This is a genomic window from Natrialba sp. PRR66, assembly GCF_034808065.1.
Classification (GTDB): domain Archaea; phylum Halobacteriota; class Halobacteria; order Halobacteriales; family Natrialbaceae; genus Natrialba; species Natrialba aegyptia.
This window is the reverse complement of record NZ_JAXHGN010000007.1, coordinates 183,604-197,636: the sequence shown is the minus strand read 5'-3', so window position 1 is coordinate 197,636 and position 14,033 is coordinate 183,604. Positions and strand designations below refer to the sequence as shown.

Annotated in this window: 14 protein-coding genes; all 14 read left to right on the top strand. The window is 60.3% G+C overall.

Annotation, left to right across the window (positions count from 1 at the left end; translation table 11 throughout):
* Positions 1-69 precede the first annotated feature (69 nt).
* The 14 genes from SM755_RS21670 to SM755_RS21605 all read left to right on the top strand — a co-directional run bounded on the left by SM755_RS21670 (position 70) and on the right by SM755_RS21605 (position 13,921).
* Positions 70-834: an IclR family transcriptional regulator gene (locus tag SM755_RS21670; RefSeq protein WP_323174513.1), complete on the top strand. Its 765-nt coding sequence runs from the start codon at positions 70-72 to the stop codon at positions 832-834.
* 142 nt (positions 835-976) lie between these two features.
* Entirely contained in the window at positions 977-2,746 is a 1,770-nt protein-coding gene (locus SM755_RS21665) for a Na+/H+ antiporter NhaC family protein (protein WP_323174512.1), read from the top strand.
* A gap of 160 nt (positions 2,747-2,906) precedes the next feature.
* Positions 2,907-3,929, top strand: a complete 1,023-nt coding sequence (locus SM755_RS21660; protein ID WP_323174511.1) for an asparaginase — start codon at positions 2,907-2,909, stop codon at positions 3,927-3,929.
* 295 nt (positions 3,930-4,224) lie between these two features.
* A complete protein-coding gene (locus SM755_RS21655; RefSeq protein WP_323174510.1) occupies positions 4,225-5,013 on the top strand; it encodes a class I fructose-bisphosphate aldolase in 789 nt (262 codons plus the stop codon).
* Between the two features lie 162 nt (positions 5,014-5,175).
* On the top strand, positions 5,176-5,943 hold the full coding sequence (gene glpR, locus SM755_RS21650) for an HTH-type transcriptional regulator GlpR (protein ID WP_369335278.1): 768 nt from the start codon (positions 5,176-5,178) through the stop codon (positions 5,941-5,943).
* The gene (gene pfkB, locus SM755_RS21645; RefSeq protein WP_323174508.1) at positions 5,940-6,863 is read left to right on the top strand and encodes a 1-phosphofructokinase; all 924 of its coding nucleotides are present in this window, start codon (positions 5,940-5,942) and stop codon (positions 6,861-6,863) included. Before glpR ends, pfkB begins: the two co-directional genes overlap by 4 nt.
* A 238-nt stretch (positions 6,864-7,101) precedes the next feature.
* On the top strand, positions 7,102-8,280 hold the full coding sequence (locus SM755_RS21640; RefSeq protein ID WP_323174507.1) for a PTS fructose transporter subunit IIC: 1,179 nt from the start codon (positions 7,102-7,104) through the stop codon (positions 8,278-8,280).
* Between the two features lie 44 nt (positions 8,281-8,324).
* Positions 8,325-8,801, top strand: a complete 477-nt coding sequence (locus tag SM755_RS21635; RefSeq protein ID WP_323174506.1) for a PTS sugar transporter subunit IIA — start codon at positions 8,325-8,327, stop codon at positions 8,799-8,801.
* A complete protein-coding gene (locus SM755_RS21630) occupies positions 8,798-9,157 on the top strand; it encodes an HPr family phosphocarrier protein (RefSeq protein WP_323174505.1) in 360 nt (119 codons plus the stop codon). The genes SM755_RS21635 and SM755_RS21630 overlap by 4 nt, the downstream gene beginning before the upstream one ends.
* Before the next feature lie 4 nt (positions 9,158-9,161).
* Entirely contained in the window at positions 9,162-10,847 is a 1,686-nt protein-coding gene (ptsP, locus tag SM755_RS21625) for a phosphoenolpyruvate--protein phosphotransferase (protein ID WP_323174642.1), read from the top strand.
* Between the two features lie 34 nt (positions 10,848-10,881).
* A complete protein-coding gene (locus tag SM755_RS21620; protein WP_323174504.1) occupies positions 10,882-11,349 on the top strand; it encodes a PTS fructose transporter subunit IIB in 468 nt (155 codons plus the stop codon).
* Between the two features lie 76 nt (positions 11,350-11,425).
* Positions 11,426-12,295: a class 1 fructose-bisphosphatase gene (locus SM755_RS21615; RefSeq protein ID WP_323174503.1), complete on the top strand. Its 870-nt coding sequence runs from the start codon at positions 11,426-11,428 to the stop codon at positions 12,293-12,295.
* Positions 12,296-12,475: 180 nt separating this feature from the next.
* Positions 12,476-12,925, top strand: a complete 450-nt coding sequence (locus tag SM755_RS21610) for a MaoC/PaaZ C-terminal domain-containing protein (protein WP_323174502.1) — start codon at positions 12,476-12,478, stop codon at positions 12,923-12,925.
* A gap of 180 nt (positions 12,926-13,105) precedes the next feature.
* On the top strand, positions 13,106-13,921 hold the full coding sequence (locus tag SM755_RS21605) for an alpha/beta hydrolase (RefSeq protein ID WP_323174501.1): 816 nt from the start codon (positions 13,106-13,108) through the stop codon (positions 13,919-13,921).
* The last annotated feature ends 112 nt before the right edge of the window (positions 13,922-14,033 follow it).

Genomic DNA, 14,033 nt, shown 5'->3' with positions numbered 1-14,033 from the left:
ATCGGACGGCAGCCTGGAAAACGTTCTATGATGCGTGGATTTATCTGGTCGGCGGGAGAACGACGACCAATGACCGACAGTCAACTGCTGACGACGACCGAAACGTCGCTGGCGGTAATCGAAACGATTCAAGAGCGAGACGGGGCGACGCCGGCGGAGTTGGCGGCTACGCTCGATCTCTCCGAAAGTACGGTATACAAACATCTCCATACCCTCGGTAAACACGGCTACGTCGTCTCGAACGGCGATACGTACCGACTCGGCGGCCGATTCTACCATTTCGGGATGTACGTTCGAAACCGCAGCAAGATCTACGAACTCGCCGGAAAGTACGTGATCGAACTCGCGGAGCAATCGAACGAGGAATCCGACTTCGGCATCGAAGAAAACGGCCGCATCGTCACGCTGTTCGACTCGGTCGGCAGCTCAGCGACTCCGAGTTCGCGACTCAATAACTACGAGTTCATGCACACGACGGCGATCGGAAAAGCGATCCTCGCTCGACTCCCGCCGTCTCGCATCGATCAAATCATCGACCGCTGGGGACTCCCCCAGCTCACCGAGCAAACGATCACGTCCCGAGCCGCGCTCGACGACGAACTCGCGCGGATTCGGGAGCGAGGCTACGCGATCAACGACCAGGAATCGATCCCCGGAAAGCGCGTCGCCGGCGTCGTCGCCGAAGATCCGTCCGGCAGTATCATCGGCGGCTTTACCGTCTCCGGACCGGCCTACCGAATCGAAGACGACGATCTCTACCGAGAATTTCCCGACATCCTCCGGCGAGTCGTCCCCGAGTTCGAAACCGAACTCGACTCGCAGGGACTCATCTGAGCGGTGGAATCGGGCGCGCCATCGATTTCAGCACGATCCCCGTAGATATTCGAAGCGATACCCCACTGACCAATACGGATGACCGCTTTCCAGCCGGTTTCCAAAAGACTTAAGTAGTATTGCCAATCTCGGTTGTGACTGTATGTCATATGAGGCGTTGCCGTACGGAGCGCTGTCACTGGTACCGCCGCTGCTCGCGATCGCACTCGCGATGTACACGCGGCAGGTACTGGTGTCGCTGTTCGCCGGGGTCTGGGCCGGCGCGTTGCTGATCGCCGACTGGAACCCGATCGCCGCGACAGCGTTATCGATGGACTGGATCGTCGAAGTAGTGCGGTCGCCGTTCGATACGAAATTCCTCATCCTGATCATGTTCATGGGGGCAGGGGCCGCGTTCATTCACAAATCGGGCGGGATCATCGCGCTCCAGAACTGGATCGGCCACCGGGTGAACACCGCCCGCGATTCGCAGATCCTGACGTGGCTCATCGGAATCTTCATCTTCTTCGATTCATACACAAGCACCATCGTCACGGGAAACGCGACGCGTGAACTCTCCGAGGAGAACCACACGTCCCGCGAGATGCACGCGTACGTGCTCGACTCGACCACCTCTCCGGTGACGACCTTCGGCCCCGTTTCGAACTGGATCGGCTACCAGGTGTCGATGATCATCGTCGGCTTCGAGGCCGCTGAGTTCACGGCCGAAGAAGTCGGTCTCACCGCCTTCGGGCTCTTCCTGCAGAGCATTCCGTGGAACATCTATTGCTTTCTCGCGTTCTTCATGGTCGGGTTCATCTCGATCACCCAGCGGTTCTACGGCCCGATGCTCGACGCTGAATGGCGGTCGCGCAAGGAGAAAAAGACCAAGCGAGACGACGCGACCCCGCTCTCGGACATCGAAACCGACGTCGGCGAGCCCAGCGAGAAGAACCCGACGCTGGTTAACTTCTTCGCGCCGATTCTAACGCTGCTGGTCGTCGGACTCGTCTCGATGTGGTGGCTCGGCGGCGGCCACCAGCCCGGCGTCGACATCGCGACCGCGTTCCAGGAGACCGACGTCGCACTCGGCCTGCTCTACGGGTCGTTCGCGTTCATGGCGGTCGGCATGCTCGGTGCCGTCGGCTTCCGGACGATGGACCTCGACGAGGCAGGCGACACCATCATCAGCGGCTTCAAGACGATGATGATCGCGGCGGCGATCATCGTGCTCGCCTGGAGCATCGGCCACGCCGCCGAACAGGTCGGCACCGCCGAGTTCATCGTCGACGTCATGGTCGACAGCGGCGTGCCAGGTTCGTTCCTGCCGCTGCTCATTTTCGTCGCCGCGATGTTCATCGCGTTCACGACGGGGACCTCCTGGGGGACGATGGCGATCCTGACGCCGCTCGCGATCCCACTCGGCTACGAACTCGTCGGCGTGTCGATCCTGCCAGTGCTGATGGGCGTGCTGTTCGGCGGTGCGATCTGGGGCGACCACGTCTCGCCGATCAGCGATACGACCGTCATGTCGTCGATCTTCGCCGGCTCGGACCACATCGACCACGTGTCCACGCAGATTCCGTTCGCGATGACCGCGGCCGGCGTCACGGTGATCGCGCTGTTGCTGTACGCCGCCGGACTCACGTCGGCGCTCGTCTTGCTTCCACTCTCGGTCGTCCTCACCGCGGGCGTCGTCGTCGCGCTGAACAAACTGGACGCTCGCCGGAAGAATCTCCCCGAAATCATGCCGACCGCGAAGGCTATCGAGAACGGCACGATCGATACCGACGCGATCGAGAACGGAAATCGGTCCGGCGCAACCCAGTTTAACGGGACCTACGACTACATCGCCTCGATTCCGCTGACCGCGGTCGGCGTCGTCGCCGTCTATCTCGGTCTCGTCTTCGCGTTCGTCATGATCGGTCTCTGAACGCGACTCTCCCGGCCGTATCCGATCTTCTGCGAGTTCAGTTTCAGTAGCCGACGAGGTTTCAGTAGCCGACGAGAGACGAGCCATCGGTATCGAACGCGGGGGCTGGGACGAGCGACTGATCACAACTACTATACGGTCCGTTCGTCCAGTACGACGTATGGCAACGGTCCACGTCATAGCGACCGGTGGGACGATTGCAGGGACAACGAGTGAGACCGGCACGGTTCCGACCGAATCCGGACACGACCTGCTGGAGGCGTATCCCGAGAGCGTCGAGCGCGTCGACGTCGATATCGAACTCGAGCAACTCACGCAGACGCCGAGTTCGGAACTGGCGTTCGATCACTTAGTGGAACTGGCCGCACGCGTTCGCGCCGTCGCTTCCGACGTCGACGGCGTCGTAATCCTCCACGGAACCGATACGATCGAAGAGACCGCCTATTATCTGGACCTCGTCCTCGACGTGAACTCGCCGGTCGTCTGTACCGGTGCACAGCGGCCACACGACGCGGTCAGTCCCGACGGCCCGGCGAACGTTCGCGGCGCGCTCGACACGGCGAGCCACGAGCACATCAAATCAGGGAGTTACGTGTTCTTTAACGATCGACTGCACGCGGCGCGACCGGTGACCAAGCGCCACAGCAGCAACCTCACGGCGTACGACTCGGGTAATTACGGCCCGGTCGCCGAACGGACGCCGGAGGGACTCTGGTTCTATCGCCGCCCCGAGAGTCTGTCAGCGACGATTCCCGTCCGAGACGTGACGGCGACCGTCGAAATCGTCGCGACATCGACGGACACGACCGGATCGCAGATCGTTGCTGCCGTCGATCGCGGCGTCGATGGACTCGTCGTCGACGGACTCGGACTCGGAAACGTTCCCGGCGCCGTCGCCGACGCAATTCGTACTGCAATCGACGACGGAGTTGACGTGGTTATCACGACACGCTGTCGCGATGGGATCGTCTCGCCGGTGTACGGAGCCGACGGCGGTGCTGCAGTGCTCGAGGAGGCTGGTGCGATATTCGCGTCGAACCTCTCCGCGCAAAAGGCCCGCATCAAACTCCTCGCTGCGCTGTCGGCCCGACCAGACCGACCGATCCGACCGCTGTTCGACGCCGCTCGATACGACGGGCACGGATACGTCCGTTCGACCACTGGCTGCGGCGATTCCCGTTAATCCCAGCCGTCGACTACCCGTCGACCGTCCCGCCGGCGCGACGGAAGCAAACCCTCGATCGCGAGGTTGAACTCGCGTCCCCCGACTGCTCCGATTCGCGTCCGAGGAAAATATTAGCGGGTCCGAAAGCGATAGTATCAGGGGACGGTATTTTTCTGTCTGTAGCTGTTGGTCTATAGTGATCACAATAGCAGTACTGATCCCGTGTCGTATACGAGATGATATCACCATATTGTAGTGGAAAACAAACACGTTCAGTACTACTTAGTTCCCATACGTGAGTACTTCTGATGGAATGCGATCACTATCCGAGACACCCCTCGTTCGAGACGGCAAATCGATCATTCTCGCGCACGATCACGGGTTGGAACACGGACCGACCGCCTTCTCCGAGGTTCCAGAACGACTCGATCCGGAGACCGTCTTCGAGATGGCAACCCACGACGCCGTCACCGGATTCGCGGTACAGAAAGGGCTCGCAGAAACATACTATCCCTCCTACGAAGACGACGTGAACCTGCTGGCGAAACTCAACGGCACCAGCAGCCTCTGGATGGGTGAACCGTACTCGCCCCAGACGTGCTCGGTCGAGTACGCGCTCGAACTCGGTGCCGACGCCGTCGGCTACACGGTATACCCCGGCACCAACCGGGAACCGGAGATGTTCGAAGAGTTCCGAACCGTACAAGAGCAGGCACGCAAGCAAGACGTTCCGGTCGCGATGTGGTCGTATCCGCGCGGGCAGGCGCTGAAAGAACACCGCAAGCCCGACGTAATCTCGTACGCGACCCGGATCGCGCTCGAACTCGGTGCGGACATTGCGAAGGTGAAGTATCCCCGCAGCGGCGACGCAATGGCCACGGCGGTGGACGCGGCGGGTGACGTAAACGTCGTGCTCAGCGGCGGCTCGAAAACCTCGGACTACGAGTTCCTCTCGCTGGTCGAGACGGCGATGAACGCCGGTGCGAGTGGGCTGGCCGTCGGTCGAAACGTGTGGCAACGCGACAATCCCGAACGAATTCTCGACGCACTCGAAGCGGTCGTTTTCGACGGCGCAACCGCAGACGAGGCGCTCCCCGAGTAACGATCCTCGGGGCCCGAGTCTCGACGCGGTCGGCACGCGACAGCGACGGAGTACAGTCGACCTGCCGGCTCCGCTTATTAGTATATAAATTTCGTGCAGAAAAAATCAAGACCAGATACAAATATGAATGCCACCGTGCAAGTATCCGTCGAACACACAGCTATGTTACCGGCAATGCGAAAGCGCGATATCGTCGAGGTGGTCTCCGAGCGTGGCGAGTGTTCCGTCGCCGAACTCGCCGAGGAGATGGACTGCTCGAAGGCGACGATCCGTCGGGATCTCAGCGATCTCGAGGACCGACAGTTGATCGAGCGGTCACACGGCGGTGCCGTCCCGGCGACGACCGTCGGAAGCGAACAGACCTACGGCCAAAAGGAGGTACAAAACCTCAACAGCAAGATGGTCATCGCCGAGCGAGCGGTCGAGGAAATCGCCGAGAATCAAGTCGTCTTCTTCGACTCGGGCTCCACGACGATGCAAGTCGCCAAGAACGTCCCGACCGACCGATCGTTCCTGTCAGTGACGAACTCGCCGGTAGTAGCGATAGAACTCGGAGAGAAAGACAACGATGTGAAACTGACCGGCGGCACGCTTCGCCACGAGACGCGAGCGCTCACCGGGCCAAGCGCAGAGCGGTTCATGGAGCGAACGAACTTCGACTTGCTGTTTCTCGGGACGAACGCAATTGATCCGTCCGAAGGACTCATGACGCCGAACGAAGACGAGGCCCGCCTGAAATCGCTCATGATCGAAAACGCAGCGCGCGTCGTCCTCGTTTCCGATGGGACCAAGCTAGACAAGCAGAGCTTCGTCAAATTCGCGTCCGTGGAAGACGTGGACATGTTCATTACCGACGTAACGCTCTCTGAGCGTCAGCGTGAGCCGTTCGACGCCGCCGGCGTCGAACTCATCGAGGGGGTCGGCCAGTGATCGTCACCGTCACACTCAACCCGGCAGTCGACCACACGCTCTCGATTCCCGACCTTCCCGAGGACGGCGAGATCGCACGCACCGACGACGCGCGCGTCGACCCCGGCGGAAAGGGCATCAACGTCTCGAAGTACCTCGTCGAACTCGACACCGAAACGACCGCAACCGGAATCACCGGTGACTTTCTCGGCCAGTTCGTTCGAGACAGTCTGACCGAAAAAGGGATCGATAGCGACTTCGTCGACATCGAGGGTCGGACGCGGCTCAATACCACGATTTTGACTGCGGATTCGGAGTACAAGATCAATCACGACGGACCCGCGGTCAACGACCACGCGATCGAGACGCTCCTCGAAACTATCGAGCGCAACGACCCGGATACCGTCGTCGTCGGCGGTAGTCTCCCGCCCGGACTTGGTCCCGACGCTATCGACCGAATCGCTCGAGCGGGCGACTGGCAAACGGCGGTCGACGTTGGTGGAGATGTGCTCCGCGACTTGGACGCCTCCTATACGCTCTGTAAACCGAACCGAGAAGAACTCGCAGTAGCGACAGACCGCTCGATCGACTCGCTCGAGGACTGTTACGACGCAGTCGAACGGCTGCAAGCGATGGGCTATGAACGCGTTGTTGCCTCGCTTGGAGCCGACGGTGCAATCATGGCAACACCGGACGGGCTGCTACATGCAGCGGCGCTGGAGACGACTGTCGTCGACACGGTTGGAGCTGGCGACTCGTTGCTCGCAGGGGTACTGGCCGCGCTCGAACGCGGTGCAACAGACGAAGAGGCGCTTCAGTCGGGCGTCGCCGTTGCCGCACAGGTTGTTTCGGTACCGGGGACGACCGTCCCACCGCTCGACGACGTACCAACGCGACTCGGATCTGTCCCCGTCTCGTCGCCAGAGCCCTTCTCACAGTGAGAGTGACTACGTCTGACTGCTTCGGGGCCCATTCATCGCTCTATATTCGTTCCTGCACGATCGCTGTCCGATACGGCGGACGGGGATCAGTCGTACCTCAGATCAGCAACAGCTAGCGAATTCGAGTCGATTTACGAGGTCATCCTGCGTGATTGGATTTTTATTTCGTCGAAGAGATGCAGTAACGATCATACTCGAAAATTCTTTTGAATAATAGGTAGGAACTACAGATCGAAGCATGGCATTGACAGACAGTGCGGAGAACGCGCTCCGGTCGCACGTTACGTCCGTAAAGGAGGACGTGATGACCGGCGTGTCGTTCATGATTCCGTTCGTCACGATCGGGGGGATCTTCCTTGCAGTCGCGTACATGGTCGCCGAGCTCCCGTTTACCGCCGGTAACACCGAGAACGTGTTCGAAGCGACCGGGACGCTCGCCTGGTACCTGGCCGAGATCGGTAACCTGGGACTGACGATTATGATCCCCGTTCTGGGGGCGTACATCAGCTACGGTATCGCGGACAAACCCGGATTGGCTCCAGGGTTCATCCTCTCGTGGACGATCCAGCAAGAGCAGATCATCGAGGCTGCGGGGACGATCGTCGGCTTCCAGGCCGACGGTGCCGTCGCCGGATTCCTCGGCGCGCTCGTAGCCGGTCTGCTCGCCGGCTACGTCGCGCGGTGGATGAAAGGATGGACGGTTCCGTCCTTCATCAAGCCGATGATGCCGGTATTGATCATCCCCGTCTTCACGACGGCGCTGCTGGCCCCGCTTGTGATCGTCGGGCTCGGCGTTCCGATCGCCATCGTCGACGACGCGCTAACGACGTTCCTCCAGGACATGGAGGGCGCGAACGCCCTGCTCCTGGGCGCGATCCTCGGCGCGATGATGGCTCTGGACGTGGGCGGACCCGTCAACAAAGTTGCGTACGTCTTCGCGGTGGCGCTCGTCGGCGACCAGATCCACGGGCCGATGGCCGCCGTGATGATCGCGGGCATGACGCCGCCGCTCGGGTTGGCGCTCTCGAACTTCATCGCTCCCCAGAAGTACTCCGCCGAAATGTATGAAAACGCCAAGGCCGCGATCCCGCTCGGGCTGGCGTTCGTCACCGAGGGTGCGATCCCCTACGCGGCGGCCGATCCGCTTCGGATTATTCCCAGCGCTATGATCGGAAGTTCGACGGCCGCGGCGACGGCGATGTGGCTCGGCGTGACGATGCCGGCCCCGCACGGCGGCGTCTTCGTGATCTTCCTCTCGAATAGCTGGCTCGCGTTCCTCGGCTGTATCGCGCTTGGAACCGCGGTGACCGCGGCCGTTGCGACGGCGATCAAACCCGACTTCGAACGGACAGTCGCCGATGTCGAAACGAATACCGGGGGAACGAGTTCACAGCCAGCGGCACAAACGAACGATTAAGACAAGCTTGTTACCGACCGCTCTATACTCACGGATTACAACCGATGACCGACACACTCACCCACAATCGAATCGAGACGCTTGCGCCGACCGAACACATCTCGCTCGAACCGCCGACCACCGACAAGCGGGGCTACATCGAGTTCCTCCTGGATCTCCTCGTCGACGCGGGGCGTGTCGAAGACCGTGAAACCGCGCTGCAGGCCCTGCTCGCACGGGAGGAGGAGACGACGACCGGCGTCGGCATGGGTATCGGGATTCCCCACGCCCAGACCGACGCGGTAACCGAACCGTCGGTGGCGGTTACCCGCTCGGACGACGGCGTCGACTTCGGGGCGATGGACGACGAGCCCGCGCGGCTTCTCTTTATGATCCTCGTCCCCGAATCGGGAGCCGACGACCACCTCGCGATCTTGAGCACGCTGTCGCGGGCGCTCATGCACGACGAGGTCCGCCAGAACCTGTACGATGCGGAAACGCCCGCCGACGTGCAGGCGGTTCTCAAGGAGGCGGTAGCATGAGTTCCGAACTCGAACGGGTCGTTACCGTCGTTCCCGAAGCGGGCCTGCACGCTCGTCCTGCCGCCACGTTCGTCGAAACTGTCACCGACGCCGACTCCGACGTCCAGATCGCGCACGCAACCGACGGCGATGACGATACCGACCTCACGCCCGCAGCCAGCATGATCGCCGTTACGAGCCTCGGCGTCGAACACGGCGAAGAGATCCGGATCGTTGCCGACGGTCCGGACGCGGAAGCGACGCTCGATGCGCTCGAACGCGTGCTTACGACACCGGAAGACGAACTCGACGGAGAGAACGCAACAGCCACAGATACAGACACAGACGCAGACGCGACTACAGACACGAATGCCTGAGCAGATGTCCCGCCGAACGCTCACCGGCACCGGTGCGACGCCACGCGCTGCCGTCGGCACGGTCGTCTGGTACGACCGAGACAGCGACCTCGGAGACCCCGACGAGACGAGCGTCGATCCGCAAACCGAACTCGAACGGTTCGAAGACGCGCGAGAGGCCGCCCGCGCGGAACTCGAAGCCGAGCGCGAGCGTACCGCCGAGCGGGTCGGCGAGCAGGAGGCCGGCGTGTTCGACGCGCACCTGCAGTTCCTCGACGACCCGCAGATCGAATCCGGCGTCGCAAGCGCCGTCGAGAACGATCTGCCAGCCGAACACGCCGTCAAACGAGCCTTTGCGGACCCGATCGAGCAGTTCCAGGATATGGACGGCCGGATGGCCGAGCGGGCCGACGACCTCCGCGACGTTCGCGACCGGTTGATCCGACTGCTCACCGGCAGCGAACGGGTCGATCTCGGCGACCTTCCGGAAGGGGCAGTCGTCCTCGCCGAGCGACTGACCCCCAGCGATACGGCACAACTCGATCCGGACCGGGTTGCCGGATTCGCGACCGTTACCGGCGGCCGAACCTCCCACGCGGCGATCTTCGCTCGATCGCTGGCACTCCCGGCCGTCGTCGGCATCGGCGACGAACTACGCGAGGTCGAGGAAGATGCGACCGTCGTCGTCGACGGGGAGACCGGCGAACTCTGTCTCGATCCGACCGACGAACGCCGCGAAGAGGCGGCGGCCGCCAGCGAGGTCGACGTTCGAACCGACCCCGTAAGCACGGCCGACGGTCGTTCCATCGAAGTCGCCGCAAACGTCGGCCAACCCGCCGAACTCGACGGCGTCCGAGCGCAGGGCGCGGACGGAATCGGCCTCTACCGCACGGAGTTTCTGTTCCTCGACCGCCAATCGCCGCCCGACGAGGACGAGCAGTACGAGGCGTACACGACCGCGCTCGATACGTTCCCGGACGGTCGCGTGATCGTCCGCACGCTCGACATCGGCGGCGACAAGCCGATCCCCTACCTCGACCTGCCAGACGAAGAGAACCCGTTCCTCGGCGAACGCGGGATCCGTCGCTCGCTCGACTCCGACACCGAACTCTTCGAAACCCAACTGCGCGCACTGCTCCGCGCAGCCGCCGACGGCGACGGAGACCTCGCCGTCATGTTCCCGCTCGTCGCGACGGTCGACGAACTCGACGCCGCACTCGAAACCGTAAACGCAGTTGCAACGCAACTGGACGCGGAAAACGTCGCCCACGCCGTCCCCGAACTCGGTGTGATGATCGAAACCCCGAGCGCCGTGTTCGCCGCACCGGAACTCGCCGCGCGAGTCGACTTCCTCAGCGTCGGGACGAACGATCTCACCCAGTACACGATGGCCGCCGCACGCGGCAACGAAAACGTCGAAGCGCTCAGAGACCCGACACAGCCGGCCGTTCTTCGCGCCATCGCACGAACCGTCGAGGCGGCCCACGAGAACGATGCGTGGGTCGGCATGTGCGGCGAGATGGCCGGTGACCCCGACCTAACCGAACTCCTCGTCGGACTGGGATTCGACGAACTGAGCATGAGCGCCGTCACCGTTCCGGACGTGAAAGCAGCCGTCCAATCGATTCACACCGACGAGGCGTCCGCGCACGCAGCGCGCGCACTCGACGCAGCCACCGGAGAGCAGATACGTACACAGCTCGACGAGTAACTCGTCTACCGCAACCACACAACACCACACAGCCATGAAACTCATCGCAGTCACGTCATGTCCAACCGGTATCGCACACAGCCAGATGGCAGCGGAAAACCTCGAGACGACCGCCGAAGACCGCGGCCACGACATCAAAGTCGAGGTCCAGGGCGCAATGGGTGCCGAAAACGAACTGACCGAGACCGACATCCAGACCGCTGACGCAGCGATCATCGCCGCAGATACGGCGGTCAGCCAGGACCGCTTTACGGACATGGTGCTGATCAAAAGCACCGTCAAAGAAGCCGTCAACGACGCTGGCGGACTCATCGATCAAGCGGTGCAACAAGCCGAAGCCGGCGAAACAGGCGTTACCGCTGTCGGGTCCGAGGGCGGAGTGACCACCGAATCCGAACCCGGACAGGAAAGTGCTACCTCGGCAACTGCCGAATCCACGGAACAGCTCGGCGGTGATCCCTCCAAAGGCCTCTTCGCCCGCCTCAAGCGGTTATTCTCCTAATGGGACGGGCTCGACTCGATCCGACGAGGGGCACGGACACCACGACCACATCTCCCGAGAACACCCGACGAAATCGATGACGAGAACCGACGTACGCACACTCCTCGATGAACTCGCGGCGATCACGCCCGCCGTCAGGATGGAGTTACAATCGGCCGCCAACCAGGGGAAAACAGCGACGGAGAACTCGAGCGGCGACGACCAATCGGTCGCGGATCTGGCCATCAACCGCCGGTTTCGCGAACGACTGAACTCGCTCGACGCCGTCGGTGCGTTCGCCAGCGAAGAGTGTGAGAGCGTCGAAGAGACCGGCGAGGGATACAGCGTCGCCATCGATCCACTCGACGGATCGTCGAATCTGCAGTCGAACAATACTGTCGGAACGGTCATCGGCGTATACGACGCACCGCTTCCGGCCAGCGGACGGGACCTGATCGCCAGTGCGATCCTGCTATACGGACCGATAACCACGATGACGGCCGCCGTGGACGGAACTGTAACGCAGTATACGATCGACGACGGGACGATCGTCGATTCCTGTCCGATAACCGTTTCCGATACGGAACGGATCTGCGGATTCGCCGGAACGACGAGCGAGTGGTCGGCACCGGTCCGGTCGTTCTGGCGGGAGCTGAACGACGAGTGCAAACTGCGGTATACCGGCGCGATGGTCGGCGATATCGCACATCTCCTTGTCGACGGCGGACTCCTCGGGTATCCCGAGCGAACGGCCAGTCCGAACGGAGACCTTCGGCTCCAGTACGAGGTGAATCCGATAGCTCACCTCGTTGAAACCGCCGGTGGACGATCGTCGACCGGGCGCGGCTCTCCACTCGATATTCAACCCAACGGATTGCATCAGCGCGTTCCGGCGTATTTTGGGACACCAGCCACGATCGATACGTTAGAGGGTTATCTCAAGAGTGGCAGTCAAACGGACGAGTGAGATACCGCCGTGAGGGGAAGACGAACACCCATCCCTCGATCGTAACTTACCGATGGGAAATGGTAGGGGAGCAGTATTTCACGTGCTATTGCGGCCACCGTTTTCTGAAAAAGAAGGACTCAACTGGAAACCTGTCAAATTCCCCTATAGATTTATAACCTATGGTGATAACCACCGTATATGGGAGGAAAATTCTACGAAGATTTTGTCGTCAGCGATACGCAGGAGTTCGGTAACTATACCGTCGAAAAAGAGGAGATCATCGAATATGGAGAAAAATACGATCCCCAACCGTTTCATACGGACGAGAATGCCGCCGAAGAGTCAGCCTTCGGCGGGCTGATTGCGAGTGGACTCCTCACGGTGGGAATTGGGCAACGAATGCTCGTCGAGAATTTCATTCAGGGAACTCGTGCGAAGGGATCGCTTGGTATCGATAACTTGCGGTGGCGACATCCCGTTAGACCCGGGGATACGCTTTCGATGAAGACGGAGATAGTTGAAAAAGAAATCTGGGACGATGGCTTCGGAGTTGTCAGCGTTAGTATCGAGATACACAACCAAGAGGGCGAGATAGTTGCGTCGCTAATTGGATTGGTTAGATACGAAAGAAGGGAAGAACGAGAGTGAGAGGGCGCTTTCCTATCGAAAACCGATGAGGGAACGTAGAATCCATACAAGACACACAGAATCGAGGTGTAAATCACTAGTGGGGAAATTCAGTAATGTAGATTCCAAGTATTTATTCCCTATTTAGCAGGTTTGGGTGAAGTGGTATATACGACAATGTTGACTCTGTACATGATACGTATGAAAAAAGAGAGTCCTACAGTAGCGAGATACCGGGAACGGGCATCTACCGTGATAACGGACGCTGGCGATGGCCCGCCGATCGTATTTGCCCACGGCATGCTAATGGATCGGACGTTATTCAACCATCAGCTCGCAGCGTTATCGAATAACTATCGAACGATCTCTTACGACTTGCGAGCACGAACCGATCGGTATAACGAATCCTACGACCTCGAGGATCTCGCCGCCGATCTCGACGCATTACTCGACGCGCTACAGATTGAGTCGGTTGTATTAGCCGGGATTTCCATGGGCGGGTTTATGGCGCTACGCTTTGTGGAACACTATCCGCAACGAGTAAACGGCCTCGTTCTCATCAACAGTATGGCCGAACCGCATACGGAGGCCGAACGAGAAGAATACAGCGCCCTTGCAAAACGAGTTCTCGACGAAGGCGTGCGATCCGAACGCGTCCGCCACATCGCTCGAACAAAGATGTTCGGAGAATCAACACTAGAAGATAACCCTACTATCGTTGATCATTGGGAAAAGCGATGGGCGACCTATCCGCCCGAATCAGTATATCACGCTATGCACTCGTGGATTGATCGGTCCGATTACACGCATAAACTCCCAAATATCGAGATTCCAGTGTTATCTATCCACGGAAAAGAAAACACCGTTCTTGCTCCGAAACGTACGGAATCAATGCTGAATACTCTCCCTGACGCGCGCCAAACGGTAGTATCTGCAGCGGGACATAGCGCCCCAGTGGAACAACCGGACGAGGTAACTGACGCTATTCGCGAGTTCCTATCAGAAGTCGTATTATAGTATCTATATTTTGGTTAGACAGTACATATGTAGCTTCAGCTCTCTACTGGACGGAGTACGTATAGATGAGAGAACCAGTATGACACGTTATTTTTGAAATATGGAATATATA

What these genes read in the sequence shown, in the direction of transcription:
- SM755_RS21670 (WP_323174513.1), top strand. Translation starts at nt 70, where the DNA reads ATGACCGACAGTCAACTGCTGACGACGACCGAAACGTCGCTGGCGGTA.
- SM755_RS21665 (WP_323174512.1), top strand. Translation starts at nt 977, where the DNA reads ATGTCATATGAGGCGTTGCCGTACGGAGCGCTGTCACTGGTACCGCCG.
- SM755_RS21660 (WP_323174511.1), top strand. Translation starts at nt 2,907, where the DNA reads ATGGCAACGGTCCACGTCATAGCGACCGGTGGGACGATTGCAGGGACA.
- SM755_RS21655 (WP_323174510.1), top strand. Translation starts at nt 4,225, where the DNA reads ATGCGATCACTATCCGAGACACCCCTCGTTCGAGACGGCAAATCGATC.
- glpR (WP_369335278.1), top strand. Translation starts at nt 5,176, where the DNA reads ATGTTACCGGCAATGCGAAAGCGCGATATCGTCGAGGTGGTCTCCGAG.
- SM755_RS21640 (WP_323174507.1), top strand. Translation starts at nt 7,102, where the DNA reads ATGGCATTGACAGACAGTGCGGAGAACGCGCTCCGGTCGCACGTTACG.
- SM755_RS21635 (WP_323174506.1), top strand. Translation starts at nt 8,325, where the DNA reads ATGACCGACACACTCACCCACAATCGAATCGAGACGCTTGCGCCGACC.
- SM755_RS21630 (WP_323174505.1), top strand. Translation starts at nt 8,798, where the DNA reads ATGAGTTCCGAACTCGAACGGGTCGTTACCGTCGTTCCCGAAGCGGGC.
- ptsP (WP_323174642.1), top strand. Translation starts at nt 9,162, where the DNA reads ATGTCCCGCCGAACGCTCACCGGCACCGGTGCGACGCCACGCGCTGCC.
- SM755_RS21620 (WP_323174504.1), top strand. Translation starts at nt 10,882, where the DNA reads ATGAAACTCATCGCAGTCACGTCATGTCCAACCGGTATCGCACACAGC.
- SM755_RS21615 (WP_323174503.1), top strand. Translation starts at nt 11,426, where the DNA reads ATGACGAGAACCGACGTACGCACACTCCTCGATGAACTCGCGGCGATC.
- SM755_RS21610 (WP_323174502.1), top strand. Translation starts at nt 12,476, where the DNA reads ATGGGAGGAAAATTCTACGAAGATTTTGTCGTCAGCGATACGCAGGAG.
- SM755_RS21605 (WP_323174501.1), top strand. Translation starts at nt 13,106, where the DNA reads ATGAAAAAAGAGAGTCCTACAGTAGCGAGATACCGGGAACGGGCATCT.